Consider the following 19,434-nt stretch of genomic DNA (forward strand, 5'->3'; position numbering starts at 1 on the left):
CTGTATCCTCACCCCATGAGCAAGGACAGCCCCCGCGATTGCGACCAGCACGATCACACGCCCGAGGGCGTCCCCATCCCCCGCTTCACGCCGTGGCGCGGGCGCAACCACGATCCGCGCGGCTGGACGGCGGAGCGGCAGCGCCTCTTCATCCGCGCGCTCGCCCGCTGCGGCAGCGCGCGCATGGCGGCGGCGATGGTCGGCAAGACGGTGCGCAGCGCCTATCTCCTGCGCAACAAGCCCGGCGCGGCGAGCTTCGCCTGCGCGTGGGATCAGGCGGTGATGATGGGCTATGAGGACATCACCGGCAACGCCATCGAGCGCGCGATCAACGGAGAGGTGCGGCCCACCTTCCGCAACGGCCGCTTCAAGGGTGTGCGCAAGGTCTTCAACGATCGGCTGATGCTAGGCCTCACCCACGCGCGGCGGCACCGGTTCAGCGACGAGTTCCAGATGGAGGCGAGCGACATCTTCTGGCGACTCCACCGCTGGAGCGACGAGCTCAACCGCACCCAGCTCGATCGCGTCGACGACGTCGCCTACGTCGTCACTTCCGAAAACGCCGCCGAGATCGAACACGCCCACCGCATCCTCGAACGCGAGATCAAGCGCCGCAAGAAGCTGGAGGAAGCGAAACGGATGCGCGCGCTGCTGAGGACCGGCGAGGAGAATGAGCGGCAGCGGAAGCGGGACAAGCGCGCGCCGTCGGTGCGGGGGCTGTAAGTCGAAAAGAGCAGCTCTGTCCTCGGTTGCTCAAGTGGTGCGAGCAGTTTTGATGCGCGGTGGTGATCGCGAGCATGAAAATGCAACTACAAGCGTCGCGGAAATAAACAGACTCCTCAAGAGAAGCGCAACGGCGCAGTACTGTCTGATGCTCGTCTGGCTTAGAAAGATTCTCACGTGGGTTTTGGTCAGTTGCATCGGCGCCATTGTTGTGGCCGTCGTTAGCGAGTTTTTCATTGAGGCCGCTCGTCAGAAAGGCTGGTATCTTGATGCCGGTCAGAAGTGGGACCGTGTGGCGGCGAGCACGGTAGCCATCCTTACTTCCTCTTACGTGCTGTACCCACTGACAGCCTTGGGCGGCCTAGTCGCGGGAGCGTGGCTCGATACGTGGCTCGCTAAGGTCGATCGCTCTAACTCGGATAGGGAAAAGACTGGCGCTGACGCACTAGAGCATCACTTGACGCAGACGTTCAGTGCGATTGGGCAGGCGTTGGGATCACACGACGCAATGACGTACGAATTGGCGGTCTCTCAATCCGAAACGCTTCTTATGGGCCTGAACAAATGGAATGACTTTGCAATTCCAAATTTGAGGACCGATGGAGCTGAGGCAGGCACCCTCAGAGCCTTCTTATATCTAAATACGATACTTGCGCCGCTAAGATTGGGTGATGATAGCGAAGTTCGTGCGAGGGCTATTCGAGCTGTGCCGCTGCTCAACGCAAAATCAGCAACTGAGCTACGTCGAGAAATGGAGCTTTCTCCGCGCGACGAGGCAGAAGTTCCTTGGTGGCATGGCATCCAGTCGTTTTCGATCAAGCGGGCAGCCTGTCTTGTGGCGGGAATATCAGAAGACGCATTCCATGGATCGGTGCGCGCAAATGCCGTAGCTGACGAAATTGTCCACCTCGTCAATGAGGGCCATATGCCATTAGCCTTTGAGGAAAAGCCTCTAGCGCTGAATGTTAGGCTTCCCGGCGACCCGCCGACTTATCCGCGTAAGAACGTAGCTCTTAACGCCGCAATCAGTAAGCGCACGCTAGACAAGATTGCCCATGGACGCGGTTGGACGTTGCCGTGGTCGGTCGTTGAATCTGAAGAGGTGGCCACATCTCAATCGCAAGATCAGAGCGGGCTCTTAAATCGCTAAGTGTATTTGACGCATCTGTCCTACACCCCCACCTCACTGCTACCTTCACCGCTCGCTCGCCACGACCTCAGATCGGCGGGAGGGAGGGAAAGTGCACCACCCTGTGAAGCAAGCGAATCAAATGCGCGCAAAGCCGCGGAAATGCGTGGGTCAGGTGTCGCTGCGGAGGCCGGAATCCGCGCCCCAATGCCGTGGAAAGCGCGAATATACGCACGCCTTTCGCCAACGACTCGCGAACTTGCACGCGCGTTCGGCTTCGGCCATCACCGGCCAAGACCCATCGAGGAGAGAAGCAGGATGTCGAAGCTTTTGATCACCGCCGCGGGCGCGGCCCTGATCGCCGCCGGGCCGGCGCTGGCGCAGGCCGCCGATCCGCACGCCGCGCATAACCAGGCCGGCCATAGCGCCGGTGGCCATGCCGAGCATGCCGCGCTGCAGGCCGCGATCGATGCGCCGACGCGCACCGCGGCCAACAAGGCGCGCGACAACTGGCGGCACCCGATGGAGACGCTCGCCTTCTTCGGCGTGAAGCCCAACGACACGGTGGTCGAGCTGTGGCCGGGCGGCGGTTGGTATACCGAGATCCTCGCCCCCTATCTCGCCCAGCGCGGTTCGCTCTACGTCGTGCCGCCCACGGGCCGCTACGAGGAAGGCATCCGCAAGAAGATCGCCACCGATGCCAAGGCCTATGCCAAGGTCCAGGTCGCGACGATCACGCCGGGCACCGACACCAGCATTCCCGCCGGCTCCGCCGACGTCGTGCTCACCTTCCGCAACATCCACAATTGGGCGATGGGCGATGCGCCAATCGCCGATGCGGTGATGAAGGAAGCCTATCGCGTGCTGAAGCCGGGCGGCGTGCTCGGCGTCGTCGAGCACCGCCTGCCCGAAGCGCGCGACGCGGCGGCCGAGAAGTCGAGCGGCTATATGAAGGTGTCGAGCGTCCGCCGCCTCGCCGAAGCGGCCGGCTTCCAGCTCGCCGAGGAATCGGAGATCAACGCCAATCCCAAGGACACGGCGGATCACCCCAAGGGCGTCTGGACGCTGCCGCCGACGCTGACCATGGGCGACGCCGACCGCGCCAAATATCAGGCGATCGGCGAAAGCGACCGCATGACGCTGAAATTTGTGAAGCCGCGTGCGTAGCACGCGCCCCCGCGCACGCGGGGGCCCAGGCTAAAGGGTCGCCCCTACCCCCCCAGCTTGTCGATCTTCTTCTGGAGCTCGGCGAGCTGGGCTTTGAGATCGGCGACGTCGCTGTTGGGCTTGGCGGCATCGCGCGGCGGCATTCCCGGCGCAGTGCCGCCCGCCGCGGCGGCGGTGAACAGCTCCATGTTGCGCTTGGTGATCTCGGCGAAGGGCCCTGTGTTGAACGCCCCCGCCATCGCGTCGCGGAACTGGGACTGGTTGCGCTGGAACGCCTCCAGCGAGGCTTCGAGATAGCCGGGGATCATCGCCTGCATCGAATCGCCGTAGAGCTGGATGAGCTGGCGCAGGAAATTGACCGGCAGCATCGCCTTGCCGCGCGCTTCCTCGTCCATGATGATCTGGGTCAGGACGTTGTGGGTGATGTCCTCGCCGCTCTTGGCGTCGATGACTTTGAACTCGCGCTTCTGGCGCACCATCTCGGCGAGATGCTCCAGCGTGATGTAGGTCGAAGTCTCGGTATTATACAGCCGCCGGTTGGCGTATTTCTTGATGATGAGACCCTCATCACCCGTGGATGCCGAAGCGGCCATGCCTTCACCTCCTGAAGCCCCGACCGAGGGCGTAGCACCGCCGCTTGCGGCACCGCAACAAAGACCGCGCCCGCTGCCGCTTTTCCTGGAGATGTTGCGCAGCGAGACCGCAGCAAATCCGGCGCGGATGGCGAAGGCGCTGGCGGGGGTGAAACGCTATCAGCAGGCCCCCCGCCCCGCCCCGCCGGCGCCGATGCCGGTGGTCGCCGCAGCGCATGGCGCCTGTGTCCGCGATTATGGCGGCAGCGGCCCGGCGGTGCTGTTCGTCCCCTCGCTCATCAATCCGCCCGCGGTGCTCGACATGCCGGGCGATCGCTCGCTGCTCGGCTGGCTCGCCGGCCAGGGCGCCCGCGTGCTGCTGCTCGACTGGGGCGAGGATGCCGCACGGCGCAGCGGCATGGACGTCGCCGCCCACGCCGCCGACATCGCCGCCCCGCTCGCGCGCGAGACCGGGGTGGCGGCGCTGGTCGGCTATTGCCTCGGCGGCACCATCGCCACCGGCGCCGCCGCGCTTCTCCCCGGCGCCCGCCTCGCGACCATCGCCGCACCCTGGCATTTCGCCGGCTATCCCGATGCCGACCGCGATCGATTGCTGACGCTCTGGACGCAGGCCCGGCCGCTCGCCGAACGGCTCGGCGTATTGCCGATGGAGGTATTGCAATCCGCCTTCTGGAGCCTCGACCCCGCGCGCACCGTCGCCAAGTTCGAAGCCTTCGCCGATCTCGATCCCGCCAGCAGCGAAGCCGCGGGCTTCGTCGCGCTCGAGGATTGGGCCAATGACGGCCCGCCCATCCCCTTCGCCGCCGCGCGCGAATTGTTCGAGGATTTCCTCCAGCGCGACGTGACCGGCACAGGCGCCTGGCAAGTGGGCGGCGCTCCGGTCGATCGCGCCGCGGACCTCGCCATCCTCTCGACCAGCGACCGCATCGTCCCCGCCGCCACCGCCGGTCCCGCCGTTGCCAGCATCGCGCTTTCGCAGGGCCATGTCGGCATGGTCGTCGGCAGCCGCGCGCGGGCGGCGCTGTGGGAGCCGCTGGCGGCGTGGCTCCGGGGCTGATAGAACGCGGCCAGGACTTTCACCCGCATCTGCAAAGAGGACATGCCCGCATGACCGAAGTCGTCATCACCGCCGCCAAGCGCACCCCCGTCGGTTCCTTCCTCGGCGCCTTCGCGGCCACACCCGCGCACGAGCTCGGCCGCGTCGCGATCGAAGCGGCGCTGGCGCAGGCCAAGGTCGCGCCGGAGGACGTGTCGGAGGTGATCCTCGGCCAGGTGCTGACCGCCGGCCAGGGCCAGAACCCGGCGCGCCAGGCGTCGATGGCGGCGGGGCTTCCCAAGGAGGTGCCCGCGTGGGGGATCAACCAGGTCTGCGGATCGGGCCTCCGCGCCGTCGCGCTCGGCGCGCAGGCGATCCAGACCGGAGACGCCAGCATCGTCGTCGCCGGCGGGCAGGAGAATATGTCGCTCTCGCAGCATGCGCAGAACGTGCGCGGCGGCACCAAGATGGGCGACCTCGGCCTCGTCGATACGATGATCAAGGACGGGCTGACCGACGTATTCAACGGCTATCACATGGGCATCACCGCAGAGAATCTCGCCGAGCAATATCAGGTGACGCGCGGCGATCAGGACGCGTTCGCCGTCGCCTCGCAGAACAAGGCGGAGAAGGCGCGCGCCGAGGGCCGCTTCAAGGACGAGATCGCGCCGGTGACGGTCAAGGGCCGCAAGGGCGATACGGTGGTCGAGGATGACGAATATATCCGCGCCGGCGTCACCAGCGACAGCATCGCCGGCGTCCGTCCCGCGTTCAAGAAAGACGGCACGGTGACTGCCGCCAATGCCTCCGGCCTCAACGACGGCGCCGCGGCGCTGGTGCTGATGAGCCGCGAGGAGGCCGAGAAGCGCGGCGCCCCCGTGCTCGCCACGATCAAGAGCTGGGCGACCGCGGGCGTCGATCCCTCGGTAATGGGCATCGGCCCCGTCCTCGCCAGCAAGAAGGCGCTGGAGAAGGCCGGCTGGACGGTCGGCGATCTCGATCTCATCGAGGCGAACGAGGCGTTCGCGGCGCAAGCGCTGTCGGTAGGCAAGGAGCTCGGGCTCGATCCCGCCAAGGTCAACGTCAACGGCGGCGCGATCGCCATCGGCCACCCGATCGGCGCGTCGGGCGCGCGCGTGCTCACCACGCTGCTCTATGAGATGGAGAAGCGCGACGCGAAGAAGGGCCTCGCCACGCTCTGCATCGGCGGCGGCATGGGCATCGCGATGTGCGTGGAGCGCGGCTGACACCGACACCTGTCATTGCGAGGCGCGTAGCGCCGGGGCAATCCAGCGGGCGCCGCTCCACTGCCGCTGGATTGCTTCACTACCCTCGCAATGACGAAATTGCTGGCTAGCGGATCGGCCCCTCGGCCTGCCCCTGGACGAACTGGTCCACATAGGGGTTGCCGCTGTCGTAGAGCCGGTCGCGCGGGCCGCACCAGATGATGCGGCCGCGATAGAGCATCGCCACCCGGTGCGCGATCTTGCGCGCGCTCGCCATGTCGTGGGTGATGGTGAGCGCGGTGATGCCGAGATCGTCGACCAGGCTCATGATGAGATCGTTGATGACGTCGGCGCGGATCGGATCGAGCCCGGTGGTCGGCTCGTCGAAGAACAATATCTCCGGCCGCGGCGCGACCGCGCGGGCGAGCGCCACGCGCTTCTGCATCCCGCCACTCAGCGCCGAGGGACGCAGATCGAGGATGTCGGCTCCGAGCCCGACGCGTTCCAGATTCTCCGCTGCGATATCGCGCATTTTCGCCGGGTTCTTGTAGGCGCCGCGGGTCAGCCCGAAGGTGACGTTGCGCCAGATCGGCAACGAGTCGAACAAGGCGCCGCCCTGGAACAGCATGCCGGTCTTTCGGCGGATGCGCTCCTGCTCGCGCTCGCTCGCGCCGACGACTTCCTGCCCGTCGATGCGGATCGATCCGGCATCGGGCGTGAGCAGCCCGAGGATGCATTTGATGAGCACCGACTTGCCAGTGCCGGACTGGCCGATGATCGCGAGCGACTCGCCGGTCTTCACGTCGAGACTGACGCCGTCGAGTACGACATTCTCGCCGAACGCCTTGGCAACATCCTTGATCGCGATCTTCGCCGGCTTGCTCATCCGAACGCCCAGATCGTGATGATGAGATTGGAGAGCAGGATAAGGATGAACGCGGAGACGACCGCATTGGTGGTCGATTTGCCGACACCGGCTGCGCCGCCCTTCGACTTGAAACCGTGGTAGCAGCCCATCAGCGCAATGAAGAAGCCGAACACCGCGGCCTTCACCATCGACATGGCGAGATCGCTCGGCTCGAGGAAATCGCGGCTGGTGCGGATGTAGGTGCCCGCCGCAAAGCCGAGCTTGTGGACCGACAGCAGATAGCCGCCGAGCACGCCGATGACGTTGGCGGCGAGCGTCAGCAGCGGCAGCGCGATGACCGCGGCGAAGATGCGCGGCGCGATCAAAAAGCGGAAGGGATCGGTGCGCAACGTCGCCATCGCGTCGAGCTGTTCGGTGACGCGCATCGTGCCGATCTCCGCCGCCATCGACGAGGAGACGCGGCCGGCGACCATCAGCCCGACGAGCACCGGCCCCAGCTCGCGCACGATACCGATGACGACGATCGCGGGCACCGCCGATTGCGCGTTTAGCCGCGATCCGCCGGTGTAGATCTGCTGCGCCAGCGCCGCGCCGGTGAAGATCGCGGTAAGGCCGACGACGGGCAGCGAGAACCAGCCGATCTGGAGGAGCTGCTCGAACAGGCGGAGCGGATAATAAGGCGGCGTCAGCGCGCGCACGAGCGTGTGCCAGGCGAAAAGCGTGACGCGGCCTACCACCGCGAACAGGCCGATGACGGTGGATCCGATCGCCGCGAAGGCCGCCACGACCGGGTTGGAGGAGAGACTGGTCATGTCCAGCGCCGCTGATAGCGGCGGCCCAGCACCGTCAGCAACTCATATTGCGACAGGCCGGATTGGCGCGCGGCATCGGGCAGATCGAAGTCGAGCGCGATCCAGTCGCCTTCGCCCGCTTCCGGCGCGGCATCGACCGCGATTGCGGTGAGGTCCATTGAGACCCGGCCGACGACCGGCGCCTGCGCGCCGCCGATGCTGGCGCTGCCGCTGTTCGAGAAGCCGCGAAGATAGCCGTCGGCATAGCCGATGTTGAGGATCGCCAGCTCCATCGGCCGCTCGGCGATGAAGGTGGCGTTGTAGCCGACGCTGTCACCCGCTCCGATGCGGCGGCGCTGGACGACCTGCGCTTCGATCCGCGCGACCTGCGCGATATGCCCCGCCGCCTCGCCGCGCGGCACGCCGCCGTAGAGCGCGAGGCCGGGCCGGGTGAGATCGAAGGCGTAATCGGCGCCGAGGCAGATGCCCGCGCTGTTGGCGAGGCTGAGACGCTTGGCCCCCACCCGGCCGGCCGCATCGCGAAAGGCGGCAAGCTGACGGCCATTGAGCGGGTGATCCTCGTCCGCGCAGGCGAGATGGCTCATCAGCGTGTCGATCGCGAGACCGTCGAGTAGCCCTCCGGCGACATCGGTCGCCGAGAGGCCGAGCCGGTTGATCCCGGTGTCGATCATCACGTCGCAGGGCCGCCCCTGCCCCGCCTCGCGCCACGCCTGCACCTGCCGCACCGTATTGAGCACTGGGCGTGCCGACGATGCCACGGCGCGCTGCAGATCTTCGGACGCGAAGCCGTGAAGAACCGAGAGCGACGCATCGCCGATGGCGGGCAGCACCTCCTCAGCCTCGGCCCAGGTGGCGACGAAGAAGTCGCGGCAGCCAGCCTCGTACAGCCGCTTCGCCGCCTCGACCGCCCCCAGACCATAGGCATTGGCCTTGACCGCCGCGCCGCACGCCGCCGAACCGCTCGCCCGCGCGAGCCAGCGCCAGTTGGCGGCGAGCGCCGCGGAATCGGCGGTCAAGCGGAGGGGGCTATGGGTCACCGGCGCCGCGATAGAGGCCATCGCAGCGGCGAGGCAAGTCCAAGCGCCGCACTAGAAGCTGACGCGCAGGCTCGCCCTGAGGTCGCGCCCACCGAGCGGCACGAAATCCTTGGTGAAGCTGGCGTGGCGGCGTGCCTCGACATCGAAGATGTTGTTGGCGGACAGGATGATCGACGTAGGATTCTCCCTGCCCCACGGCCGCCAGGCGACCGAGGCGTTGACCATCGTATAGCCATCGGTCGGATTCTCGAAATCGGCGGTGCGCTTCTGGCTGTCCACCCATTCGACCTCGACGCGGCCGTCGATGTTGTCCGACTGCGCCTCGACCCCGCCGAGCAGGCGGAGCGGCGGAATGCGCGGCACCGGCCCCGCCTCGTCGACCGTGGCGCGGACGTAATCGGCAACGCCATCGGCCTGGATGCTGAACCTGCCCATGTCGAACAGCTTGGCCGATCCCTGCATCTCGAAGCCGTAATAGGTCGCGTCGCGCTGGAAATATTGGAAGACGGGAAGCTCGTCATCCTCCTCGCCGGTCGCAGCCTGATAGATGTAATTGTCGAACCAGCTTGCGAAGGCGGCGGCGCTGAAGCTCCAGGTCGGGCGCTGGGCGCGGAGATAGATTTCGCCGCCCCAGCTCCGTTCGGTGCGCAGATTGGGATCGCCGACCTCGAAGCTCTGCGTCGCGACGTGCGGGCCGTTGGAGAACAATTCCTCGGCGGACGGCGCGCGGGCCGCGCGAGAGAGGTTGATGCCCGCCTTCACCTGCGGCGACAGCTCGTAGGAGCCGCCGATCGCGGCGGAAAAGGCGTTATAGTTGCGATCGACGCCAACCGACGACGCCGCAACGTCGGTATGCTCGTAGCGCGCCGCCGCCTCGAGCCCGAAGGCGCCGAGATCGAACTCCTGCAGCGTGAACAGGCCGGTCTGCGAGGTCTGGTTGGGCGGCAGGAACGCCTCGGCGCCGGTGGCGCTGAAATCGCGCGAATAATATTGCGCGCCGGTGACGCCGCGCCAGCCGCCGCGATCCGCCTGCACCGCCTCGAACCGGCCCTCGAACCCCTGGTTGCGGAAGACGGTGCCGACCTCGTCGCCTTCGAACTCGGTATGCTTGTAATCGGCGGCGCCGATGCGGACGCGCAGCTTGTCGACGAAGCCGCCGCCGACCTCCAGCTCGCCGCGCGCATCGAAGCGGAACTGCTTCATGCCGATCGAGACCGATTCCTCGCCGTGATCGTGGCCGTCCTCGTCCTCGCCTTCCTCCTCGCCATGATGGTGGCCGGCGCCGGGCCGCGAGGGCACGCCGTAATTGCTGTCGTAATAGCCCACCGAGAAGCCGAGGCTGCCGCGATCGCGGATGATGGCGATGCCGCCGCCGACCGTCGTGGTCTCGGTGGCGCTGTCGGGGAGCTTGCCGCGGAGGTTCGCGAGACGGGTCGCCTCCGCGGCTTCCTCGGCATGGCCCTCCTCCGCTTCCTCGGCGGCGATGGCGCGCTGCTCGGCGCGAAGCTCGGGCGAGAGGACGAAGCCGCCGACGCGCAGGTCGTCCGACTTGCGATAGCTGCCGTCGACATGCGCGACGACACCGCCGCCCAATGGGAAGTCCGCCGAGGCGCCAACCGAGCGCTCGTCCGCCGCCGAACCGTAGGAGGCGAGACCATCGACATGGGCGAACTCGTCTGGAACCTGCCGCGGGATGCGGCGATCGAGCACGTTGACCGCGCCGCCGATCGCCTGACTGCCGAACAGCAGCACCGCCGGGCCGTGCAGCACCTCGATCCGCTCGGCGGTGAGCGGGTCGATCGTCACCGCATGGTCCGCGGAGGTGTTGGAGACGTCGATCGAGCCGATGCCGTCGGTCAGCACGCGGATGCGCTCGCCCTGGAAGCCGCGCAGCACCGGGCGCGATGCACCCGGGCTGAACGAAGTCGCCGAGACGCCGGGGAGCTTGGCGAGCGTGTCGCCGATCTGGGGCCGGATATCGCGCACCAGATTTGCGCCGGTGAGGACGTTCGTGCCGGCGAGGAGATTGAGCTCCTTCACGAAATCGGCGGTGACGACGATGTCGCCCGGGCGCGTATCGTGGAGGTGATCGCTGCCGCGGGTGGGCGCCGGCGCGGCGGTTTTCGCGGGCTCGCTCTCCACTTGAGCCAGTGCTGCGCCCGATCCGGTCGCAAGCGCGGTGGCGGCAAGAAGCGTGGCAAGTCGCATGAATCACTCCAGGTCAGGTTTCGCAACGCGACCTACGAGAGATGTTACATTATCACAACCTCGGTATTCGTGATGTTTGCATCGTTTGATCGCAGCCCAGTCACGGCCTGTCCCGCGCCGCAGAGAGACGCGAGGGCTTTGGGCTGACTCGATTCACCCCGTCGGGCACACGCCCTGCCCCTTCTGCCGTAGATTAAGCTGACAGCCAGACTCGTAATGTTATGAACGCGATACCGGGGTAAAGTGAGTATGGAGGGGCCAGTGGCTATCACCCAAGGAGCGTCCGCGCGGTCGGCGAAACGATCGGCGCGGTGCATGATTTTCGCGGCTTCCGCGATCGTCGGCGCGATGGTGCCGCACGCTTATGCCACCTCCGCATCGCCGCCCAAATCCGCCACCGCGCAGAAGATCGAACAGGCCCTCCCCGCTTTCTCGCCCAGCCAGCAGGCGGCGCAGCGCATCCTCGAAGCGCGTGTTCAATCGATCGGCCGTGCGTTCAACGGCGATGTCGGCATTGCGGTTCGCGACGTCGCGACCGGCTGGACCACCGCCTATGACGGGGACACTTTCTTCCCGCAGCAGAGCGTCAGCAAATTCTGGGTGCAGCTCACCGCACTCGACCGCGCCGATCAGGGCAAGCTCAACCTCGCCAACAGCGTCACCGTCGGCCGCGACGATCTGACCCTCTTCCACCAGCCGATCCGCGCGATGGTGCTGAAGAACGGCGGGTTCACTACCACGATGTCCGATCTGATGCACCGCGCGATCACGCAGAGCGACAATACGGCCAATGATTTCGTGCTGTGGAAGGCCGGCGGCCCCGATGCGGTGCGCGCCTTCCTGCACAAGAACGGCCTCGACGGCATCCGCTTCGGCCCGGGCGAGCGGCTGCTGCAGACCCGCATCGCCGGCATCGAATGGAACCAGTCCTGGGCGACAAACAATGGCTTCTACACGGCGCGGAGCGCGCTGCCGACGGAAGTGCGCCGCGCGAACCTGGAACGCTACATCGCCGATCCGATGGACGGCGCGACGCCGCGCGCGGTGGTCGAGGCGCTGGCGCGGCTGAAGCGCGGCGAACTGCTCTCGCCCGCATCGACCAGCCGCATCCTCGGCATCATGTCCAACACCCGCACCGGTGCGCAGCGGCTGAAGGGCGGCCTCGCCCCCGGCTGGAACCTCGCGCACAAGACCGGCACCGGCCAGGTGCTGGGCGCGATGCAGGCGGGCTATAACGACATCGGCCTGCTGACCGGCCCCGACGGGCGCAGCTATGCGGTCGCGGTGCTGATCCGCCGCACATCCGCGCCGCTGCCCCAGCGCATGGCGATGATGCAGGACGTGACTCGCGCGGTGATCGATTTCGATGCCAATATCGAGCATCCGCCGATCATGGCCAGCCGCCCGCTGCCCGATCGACCGCTGGAGCGCACGTTCGAGCAGCCGGTGCAGCGTGCGGTCGCCCAGCCGCAGCGCAGCCTCGCCGATGAGCTCGCACCGATCCTGAGCGCCGCGCACGATTGATCTTCGCGCAGCCGCGCGCGAAAGCGTGGGCGATGGCGAGGCCGCAATCCCCCGATTACGACAAGCGCCGCGATGCGATCGTCGCGGCGGCGGCGCAGCTCTATGCGCGGCGCGGCTTCGACGGCACCTCGATCGCCGAGCTCGCCAAGGCGGGCGGCTTCTCCAAATCGCTCGTCTACCATTATTTCCCGTCGAAGGAGGATATCCTCGACGCGGTGATGGAAGAGCATCTCGACGCGCTGGTCGAAGAGGCGGAGACGGCGTCCAGGGCCGGCGGCGCGGACACGCAGCTCCGCGCGCTCGCCCGCGGCTTCCTGCGGCGCTACGTCGGTGCGGAAGACCGGCACAAGGTGCTCCTCAACGAGCTGGACAAGCTGGCGCCGGAGCGCCGCGCGGCGGTGGTCGCCAAACAGCGGCGCATCATCGCGACCGTCGAAGGCCTCATTGCGACGCTGAATCCGGAACGCGCCGCCGAGGCTCTGCCGCTCGCGATGCTGTTCTTCGGGATGATCAACTGGACCCACACCTGGTTCCGCCCGAAAGGTCCGACCGACACCGACCGGCTTGCCGACATGGCGGTGGAGCGGATGCTGGCGTGAGGATGAGGGGGAAGCGCCATGTATAGCGAGAGCGATCTGGACGATGCCGTGGCGGCGGGTGCGTTGAGCGCCGATCAGGCCGCGGCCTTCCGCGATCATGTCGCCGCGCGCCGCGCCGCGCCGGCGGTGGACGAAGAGCAATTCCGCCTGTTGAGCGGGTTCAACGACATCTTCGTCGCCATAGCGGCCGTGATCCTGCTGGTGGCGGTGGGATGGATCGGCGGGCGGATCGCGCCGGGCATCGGCCCGATCGCCGTGGCCACTACAGGCTGGGGGCTAGCAGAGTATTTCACGCGCATCCGGCGCATGGCGCTGCCCAGCATCATCCTGTTTAGCGCCTTTGTCGGGGGCTTGTTCTTCGCGGCGGTTGAGCTGCTCCAGGCGAGCGGCCTGTTCGCAGCGGATAGCACAAAGGAATTCGATCGTCTTCGCTGCAGCCGCCGCGCTGACCGCCGTTGGCACGTGGCTACACTGGCGGCGGTTCCAGGTGCCGATCACCATCGCCGCCGGTGCCGCAGCGACCTCCCTTCTTATCCTCTCGGTTATTTCTGCGGCGATCGGCAATCCGCCGTGGGCGCGCGCCGTCATGCTCTGGGGGATCCTGGTGGCGGGTGTCGCCGTCTTCGCGTTCGCGATGCGCTGGGATGGATCGGACCCGCAGCGGCGCACACGCCGGTCCGATGTCGGCTTCTGGCTCCACCTGCTCGCCGCGCCGATGATCGTCCATCCGATCTTCAGCCTGCTGGGCGTGCTAGAGGGTCGAACCAGCGCCACCGCGGCCGCAATGGTCGTCTCGATCTACATCCTGCTCGGCATTGCGGCGCTCGCGGTCGACCGGCGCGCGCTGCTGGTCTCCGCGCTTTTCTACGTCCTGTGGGCAATCGAGCGGCTGATCTCCGGCACCGGCGCTGTCGAACTCAGCTTCGCGCTTACGGCGCTGGTAATCGGATCCGCGCTGCTGCTGCTCTCCGCGTTCTGGCACACCGCGCGCTCGGCCATCGTGGGACGCCTGCCGCTGGATCTCGCCCGCCGGCTGCCGCCAGCGACGATCGATCCTAATCCCCGACAACCTTGAGCAGACGCCGCTCGACCTGGGCCAGCACCGGGCCAAGCTCGTGGCCGCGTTTCAGGACCATGCCATGCTCCCCGACGAGCGCCCACATGCCCTGGCGGTTGCTGAGCGCAGGGCGCTTCTCGATGCGATATTCGGCACGCTCGGCGGCGCGGCGGAAGGCGTGGAACACCGCAGCGTCGCGGCCGAATTCCATCGCATAATCCTTCCACAACCCGGCGGCGACCATGCGGCCGTAGAGATCGACGATGCGCGAAAGCTCCACCCTGTCGAAGGCGACCTGCAAAGACGGCGATGACGAAGAAGGAAAAGGGTGGACGGTGCCCATCAGGCCCGGTCACGCTCCCGGCGATCCCGGTCACCCGACGCGCGATCCCGTTCTTTGATCAGTTCGGCCACGCGCTTCCTCAACTGCTCGATCTCGCACTTGAGAATGTCCAGCTTTTGTGTCGCCGGGTCAAATGTTTCGTGGCAGGGCGTGCCATAGGGCACGAAATCGCGGGCATAATGTTCGGCGCCGACCAGGGTCGGCCGCGCCGGAATACCGGTCATCGTCGCGCCTTCGGACACATCCTTGGTGACGACCGCATTGGCGCCGATCCGCGCGCGGGCGCCGACGGTGATCGGCCCCAGCACCTGCGCGCCCGATCCGATGATGACGCCATTCTGGATCGTCGGGTGGCGCTTGCCCGGCTCGCCGTTGGTCGGGTTGGTCCCGCCCAGGGTGACATTCTGGTAGATCGTCACGTCGTCGCCGATCACCGCGCTTTCGCCGATGACGGTGAAGCCGTGATCGATGAAGAAGTTGCGGCCGATGGTGGCGCCGGGGTGGATGTCGATCGCGGTGAGGAAGCGCGCCATATGGTTGACGAAGCGGGCCATGAAATAGAGCTCGCCGCGATACAGCCAGTGCGCGATGCGGTGGAGGCCGAGCGCGAGCACGCCCGGATAGAGCAACACTTCCCAGCGCGAGCGCGGCGCGGGATCGCGCGCCTTTACCGATTCCAGATATTCGACCAATGCCGACAGCATTCCTGGTCCCTCAGACTGCCTGATCGAGGCAGATAATACTCGCCAGAGCGGATTTCCAGCACGGACGTTTCGCTTAGCGCCGGGGCGCGGGTGTGATAGACTGCGCCCAGCCTAGCAGAAAGGATAGGACGATGTCCGCCCTCAGGATCGCAATGGCCGCCGCGGCTGCTTTCGCATTTCATGCCGCCGCCCCCGCGACGCAGACTCCCGCCGCCGAGAAAGCGAGCGCGAGCGCCGACGGCGACAAGCTCATCTGTCGCAAGCAGCAGCCGCCTTCCGGCACGCGCATCGGGCCGACGCGCGTCTGCGCCACTGCCACCGAATGGCAGATGCGCGACGAGATGACGCAGGAAACGCGCCGCAACATCGACAAGGTGCAGCAGCAGCGCGCCTACTGAGCGGTCGCGTACCACGCCGTCACCCGCAGCACCGCGAGCGGGTTGCAAATCGATCAATCCTGCCCGATTGATCGAGCGAACCGATGACGATCTATCTCCCGACGCTCAAGCAGCTCCAATATCTGGTGGCGCTGAAGGACCACGTCCATTTCGGCCGGGCGGCGGAGGCATGCTTCGTCAGCCAGTCAACGCTGTCGGCGGGGCTGCGTGATCTGGAATCGCTGATCGACGTCACGCTGGTCGAGCGGACCCGCCGGGTGGTGCGTTTCACGCCGCTCGGCGATCGGATTGCGGAGAAAGCGCGGCGGATCTTGCGCGAGGCGGAGGAACTGGCCGACATGGCGCGCGCCGCCGGCAGTCCGCTCGCCGGCGATCTGCGCATGGGCGTCATCCCGACGATCGCGCCGTTCCTGCTGCCCGCGCTGCTGCCGGGACTGCGGCGCGAATGGCCCGAGCTGAAGCTCTTTCTCCGGGAAGAGACCAGCCACGCCGCGTGCGATTCGCTCCATCGCGGGCAGGTCGATTGCGTGCTGCTCGCCCTCCCTTATGCCTGCGGCGACGTTGAGGCGGCCGAGCTGTTCGAGGACCGGCTGTTTCTCGCCTTCCCCGCCGGGCCGGACGAGCCCCCTGCCCGCATCACGCCTGCCGCGATCGACGAGGACAAACTGCTGCTGCTCGAGGACGGCCATTGCCTGAAGGATCATGCGCTGGCGGCTTGCAACCGGCCAGAACTCAGGGCCGAAGCGACGATGCTCGGCACCTCGCTGCACACGCTGGTGCAGATGGTCGACAACGGGCTGGGCGTCACGCTGGTGCCAGAGATGGCCCTGTCGGCGGGGATCCTCAGCGGAACCGACGTGCTTGCGCGGCCGCTGCAGGCCGATCATGCCGCCCGGCGCATCGCGTTGGTGTGGCGCAGAGGATCGCCGCGCGAGAAGGAGTTTCGCCTGCTTGCCGATGCGCTGCGAGTTGCGCATGGCGACCGGCAGGCCCGCGCTGCCTGAAACCGATGCGCGCTCTCCCCCGTAGCTGAACGGACAAGGAGAGACGCCATGAATCGCACTTTTATGATTGCAACAGGCTACGCGACGCTGCTCGCGACGGCAGCCTGCACTTCGATGGGCGAGGACGGCAGCATGAGCCGCCCGGCATCGACCGCCGCGTCGAGCAACATGAGTTCGGCAAACGTGCCCACCGTCGGCGGGGCGCCCATGTATCCGAACAAGACCATCGTCGAAAATGCGATGAACTCGAAGGATCACACGACGCTCGTCGCCGCGGTCAAGGCAGCGGGCCTGGTGGATACGCTGTCGGGGCCGGGGCCGTTCACCGTATTCGCGCCGACCAACAACGCCTTTGGCCGCTTGCCGCCCGGCACGGTCGATACGCTGATGCAGCCGGCAAACAAGGCGGCGCTCACGAAGGTGCTGACCTATCATGTCGTGCCCGGCACGAAGACCGCGGAGCAGATCATGGCCGACATACGGGCCGGTAGCGGCACCGCAACCTACACCAGCGTGCAAGGCGGCCAGATCCGCGCGCAGATGGAAGGGCAGAATCTCATCCTGACCGACGCGAACGGCAACAAGAGCTACGTAACACAGGCGGACGTGATGCAGTCGAACGGCGTGATCCACGTCGTTAACGGCGTTCTTCTTCCGGCTAATTGATTGCCTGAATCCTCCTTCGCCGCTTGCGGCGGAGGAGGATCAATCCATGTGCTTGAGGCCGACGCGGAGATAATCCCAGCCGGTCACCAAGGTCAGCGCCGCGGCCGCCCAGAGGCTGGCGAGGCCGACGCCCCCCACCCACGACCATTGCGGCACTGCACCGGCGAGAATGAGCGCGCCAAGCGCGACGAGCTGCAGCGTCGTCTTCCACTTGGCGAGCTTGCTGACCGGCACCGATACCTGCAGGCTCGCGAGAAATTCGCGCAGGCCCGAGACGATGATCTCGCGCAGCAGGATCACCATCGCGGGGATGATGTGGAGGCCGTGGATGAGCGGATCGTTGACCGCGCTACGGGTCGAGACGAGCATGATGATGACGGCGCCGACCATGATCTTGTCGGCGATCGGATCGAGGAAGACGCCGAGCCGCGACACCGTGCCTTTAGCGCGGGCGAGATAGCCGTCGAAATAATCGGTAATTCCGACTAGGCAGTAGAGGCCGAAGGTGATGGCGTAATCGAACCAGTTCGGCCGCCAGAGCAGCATGACGAGCAACGGCACCGCGAAGATGCGCGAGAGCGTCAGGAGATTGGGAAGGGTCAGCATCGCCGCCGTGGTTAGCGCGTCCGCGCGGATGCGCCAACCATCGCTGGCATACGGACGCGCTTCGCGGTGCGCGGCCCTTGTGCCTGTGCGTGCCGCCCGCCTATGAAGGCGCTCCCATTCCCAGCCACGAGGCCCCGTCCCCCTATGCGCCGTATCGCCGCCGCCCTCCTTGCTGCCGCCACCGCCCTCACGCCCGCCGTCGCCGCCCGCCCGGTGAGCTTCGCGAATGCGGCGCCGCAGGCCTCCGGCGCGCTGGTGCTGCCGCTCGGCAATGCGGAGGAGCTGGCTTCGCGGGGCGGGTCGCTGGATAGCGGCACGCGCGATGCGATCGGCCGCGCGCTCGCTTCGGCGGAATTCGATTACAAGGAGGGCAGCACGCTCTCGCTGCGCGGTATCGGCGGATGGTCGCAGATCGTGGTGATCGGCACGGGCAGCGCTCCGCTGACGGCGGCGAAACTTCAGGATATCGGCGGCACCGCCGCCACCGAGACGGCCAAGACCGACGGGCCGGTGACGCTGCTGGCCAATGGCCTTGCCGCGAACGTCCCCGACGCCGGCGCGCAGATCGGCATCGGGGCCGAGCTGGGGGGCTACACCTTCGACCGCTACAAGTATCGCGATGCCGCCAAGCCGCGCGCCGCTGGCCGCGATGCGCCGTTGACGATCGTCGGCGGTGCCGGCGGTGACGGCTATGCGGCGCAACCGGCGGCGCTCACCGAGGGCGTGCTGCTCGCGCGCAACCTCATCACCGAGCCTTCGAACGAAGTCTGGCCAGAGGAGTTCGTGACTCGCACCCGCGCTGCCTTCCGCGGCGTCGGCAACGTCACCATCGAGGCACTCGACGAGACGCGGATGCGCGAGCTTGGCATGGGGTCGATCCTGTCGGTCGGCCAAGGCTCCAAGCGCCCGCCTCGGATGCTGATCGTCCATTACAAGGGCGGCTCGGGCGCGCCCGTGGTGCTGGCGGGCAAGGGCATCACCTTCGATTCCGGCGGCACCTCGCTGAAACCGGGCACCGGCATGTGGCGGATGAAGGGCGACATGGCAGGCGCCGCCGCCGTGGTCGGGACCGCGCTGTCGCTAGCCAAGTCGCGAGCGCCGGTCAACGTCGTCGCGATCGCCGCGCTGGCGGAGAACATGCCCGATGGCGGCGCGACCCGGCCTGGCGACGTCGTCAAGGCGCACAACGGCAAGACGATCGAGATCATCAACACCGATGCCGAAGGGCGCCTCGTTCTCGCCGACGCAGTGTCCTACGGCGAGCGGCGCTTCAAGCCAGCCGCGATCGTCGACATCGCGACGCTGACCGGAGCAGTCGGCGGTGCACTCGGCAGCGACTATGCGGGATTGTTCGCGAACAGCGATCCGCTTGCGCAGCAGCTCAGCGCGGCGGGCGAGGCGACGGGCGAGATACTGTGGCGCCTCCCGCTCCACGCCAATCACGCGAAATCGATGAAGTCGGACATCGCGGACATCAAGAATTCGGCCGAGGGCGGATCGCCGGGCGCGAGCCTCGGCGCGCATTTCATCGGCTATTTCGTCGACGGCGGGACGCCCTGGGCGCATCTCGACATCGCCGCGGTGAGCTGGCGGACCGATGCCTTGCCGACCGTGCCCAAGGGCGCGGCGGGCTATGGCGTTCGTCTCCTCGATCGCTTCGTGCGCGACTTCCGGCCCGTGGCGGGCGTCGCGCCGGCCGCGTCCAGCGCCGCCAACTGATCGGCACGCGGCGCC

General features: G+C 67.0%; 19 protein-coding genes and 1 pseudogene. 12 read left to right on the top strand and 8 right to left on the bottom strand.

All coding sequences use genetic code 11. From position 1 onward, the window contains the following. Positions 1-15: 15 nt before the first annotated feature. The 3 genes from B9N75_RS12665 (at position 16) to B9N75_RS12670 (ending at position 3,019) form a co-directional block, all read left to right on the top strand. Positions 16-723, top strand: a complete 708-nt coding sequence (locus B9N75_RS12665) for a hypothetical protein (RefSeq protein ID WP_085219121.1) — start codon at positions 16-18, stop codon at positions 721-723. 148 nt (positions 724-871) lie between these two features. Then, entirely contained in the window at positions 872-1,873 is a 1,002-nt protein-coding gene (locus B9N75_RS14125) for a hypothetical protein (RefSeq protein WP_157123840.1), read from the top strand. 297 nt (positions 1,874-2,170) lie between these two features. Next, positions 2,171-3,019, top strand: a complete 849-nt coding sequence (locus tag B9N75_RS12670; RefSeq protein ID WP_085219122.1) for a class I SAM-dependent methyltransferase — start codon at positions 2,171-2,173, stop codon at positions 3,017-3,019. Between the two features lie 44 nt (positions 3,020-3,063). Here B9N75_RS12670 and phaR read toward each other — a convergent pair whose 3' ends face one another. Then, a complete protein-coding gene (gene phaR / locus B9N75_RS12675) occupies positions 3,064-3,612 on the bottom strand; it encodes a polyhydroxyalkanoate synthesis repressor PhaR (RefSeq protein WP_085219123.1) in 549 nt (182 codons plus the stop codon). Between the two features lie 91 nt (positions 3,613-3,703). On the opposite strand from phaR, the gene B9N75_RS12680 reads away from it, so the two are divergent. Together B9N75_RS12680 and B9N75_RS12685 are read left to right on the top strand one after the other, a co-directional pair. Further along, complete coding sequence (locus tag B9N75_RS12680) at positions 3,704-4,669, top strand: alpha/beta hydrolase (RefSeq protein ID WP_172840885.1); 966 nt, start codon at positions 3,704-3,706, stop codon at positions 4,667-4,669. Positions 4,670-4,719: 50 nt separating this feature from the next. Continuing rightward, the gene (locus B9N75_RS12685) at positions 4,720-5,895 is read left to right on the top strand and encodes an acetyl-CoA C-acetyltransferase (RefSeq protein WP_085219125.1); all 1,176 of its coding nucleotides are present in this window, start codon (positions 4,720-4,722) and stop codon (positions 5,893-5,895) included. Between the two features lie 106 nt (positions 5,896-6,001). Here the strand turns inward: B9N75_RS12685 and B9N75_RS12690 are convergent, their stop codons facing one another. From B9N75_RS12690 to B9N75_RS12705, 4 genes are read right to left on the bottom strand one after another with little or no spacing between them, the layout of a single operon-like run. Further along, a complete protein-coding gene (locus B9N75_RS12690) occupies positions 6,002-6,760 on the bottom strand; it encodes an ABC transporter ATP-binding protein (RefSeq protein ID WP_085219126.1) in 759 nt (252 codons plus the stop codon). Further along, positions 6,757-7,554, bottom strand: a complete 798-nt coding sequence (locus B9N75_RS12695) for an MlaE family ABC transporter permease (RefSeq protein WP_085219127.1) — start codon at positions 7,552-7,554, stop codon at positions 6,757-6,759. The genes B9N75_RS12690 and B9N75_RS12695 overlap by 4 nt, the downstream gene beginning before the upstream one ends. Continuing rightward, complete coding sequence (gene alr / locus B9N75_RS12700; RefSeq protein WP_157123842.1) at positions 7,551-8,612, bottom strand: alanine racemase; 1,062 nt, start codon at positions 8,610-8,612, stop codon at positions 7,551-7,553. The genes B9N75_RS12695 and alr overlap by 4 nt, the downstream gene beginning before the upstream one ends. Positions 8,613-8,642: 30 nt before the next feature. Further along, positions 8,643-10,799 (bottom strand): TonB-dependent receptor, encoded by a 2,157-nt coding sequence (locus tag B9N75_RS12705; RefSeq protein WP_085219128.1) that lies wholly within the window; start codon positions 10,797-10,799, stop codon positions 8,643-8,645. A 315-nt stretch (positions 10,800-11,114) separates the two neighbouring features. Between B9N75_RS12705 and bla the strand changes: the two genes are divergently transcribed. The 3 genes and pseudogenes from bla (at position 11,115) to B9N75_RS12720 (ending at position 13,997) form a co-directional block, all read left to right on the top strand. Continuing rightward, on the top strand, positions 11,115-12,323 hold the full coding sequence (gene bla, locus B9N75_RS12710) for a class A beta-lactamase (protein WP_244552354.1): 1,209 nt from the start codon (positions 11,115-11,117) through the stop codon (positions 12,321-12,323). Positions 12,324-12,355: 32 nt separating this feature from the next. Beyond that, positions 12,356-12,922 (top strand): TetR/AcrR family transcriptional regulator, encoded by a 567-nt coding sequence (locus tag B9N75_RS12715; RefSeq protein WP_085219679.1) that lies wholly within the window; start codon positions 12,356-12,358, stop codon positions 12,920-12,922. 18 nt (positions 12,923-12,940) lie between these two features. Next, a pseudogene (locus B9N75_RS12720) lies at positions 12,941-13,997 on the top strand (hypothetical protein). On the opposite strand, the gene B9N75_RS12725 reads toward B9N75_RS12720, so the two are convergent. Beyond that, the gene (locus B9N75_RS12725; protein WP_085219130.1) at positions 13,978-14,322 is read right to left on the bottom strand and encodes a DUF2794 domain-containing protein; all 345 of its coding nucleotides are present in this window, start codon (positions 14,320-14,322) and stop codon (positions 13,978-13,980) included. The pseudogene B9N75_RS12720 and the gene B9N75_RS12725 overlap by 20 nt on opposite strands. Beyond that, positions 14,322-15,026 carry a serine O-acetyltransferase EpsC gene (gene epsC / locus B9N75_RS12730; protein ID WP_085219131.1) on the bottom strand — a complete coding sequence of 235 codons (705 nt, stop codon included), beginning with the start codon at positions 15,024-15,026 and terminating at the stop codon, positions 14,322-14,324. The genes B9N75_RS12725 and epsC overlap by 1 nt, the downstream gene beginning before the upstream one ends. 131 nt (positions 15,027-15,157) lie before the next feature. Between epsC and B9N75_RS12735 the strand changes: the two genes are divergently transcribed. The 3 genes from B9N75_RS12735 (at position 15,158) to B9N75_RS12745 (ending at position 17,094) form a co-directional block, all read left to right on the top strand. Continuing rightward, complete coding sequence (locus B9N75_RS12735) at positions 15,158-15,424, top strand: hypothetical protein (RefSeq protein WP_157123844.1); 267 nt, start codon at positions 15,158-15,160, stop codon at positions 15,422-15,424. Between the two features lie 83 nt (positions 15,425-15,507). Then, positions 15,508-16,428, top strand: a complete 921-nt coding sequence (locus B9N75_RS12740) for a hydrogen peroxide-inducible genes activator (protein WP_085219133.1) — start codon at positions 15,508-15,510, stop codon at positions 16,426-16,428. A 48-nt stretch (positions 16,429-16,476) separates the two neighbouring features. Further along, complete coding sequence (locus tag B9N75_RS12745; protein ID WP_085219134.1) at positions 16,477-17,094, top strand: fasciclin domain-containing protein; 618 nt, start codon at positions 16,477-16,479, stop codon at positions 17,092-17,094. Between the two features lie 39 nt (positions 17,095-17,133). Here the strand turns inward: B9N75_RS12745 and pgsA are convergent, their stop codons facing one another. Further along, on the bottom strand, positions 17,134-17,700 hold the full coding sequence (gene pgsA / locus B9N75_RS12750; protein ID WP_085219135.1) for a CDP-diacylglycerol--glycerol-3-phosphate 3-phosphatidyltransferase: 567 nt from the start codon (positions 17,698-17,700) through the stop codon (positions 17,134-17,136). Positions 17,701-17,844: 144 nt separating this feature from the next. Between pgsA and B9N75_RS12755 the strand changes: the two genes are divergently transcribed. Further along, complete coding sequence (locus B9N75_RS12755) at positions 17,845-19,419, top strand: leucyl aminopeptidase (protein ID WP_085219136.1); 1,575 nt, start codon at positions 17,845-17,847, stop codon at positions 19,417-19,419. Positions 19,420-19,434: the final 15 nt, after the last annotated feature.

The organism is Allosphingosinicella indica, assembly GCF_900177405.1.
Taxonomy (GTDB): Bacteria; Pseudomonadota; Alphaproteobacteria; order Sphingomonadales; family Sphingomonadaceae; genus Allosphingosinicella; species Allosphingosinicella indica.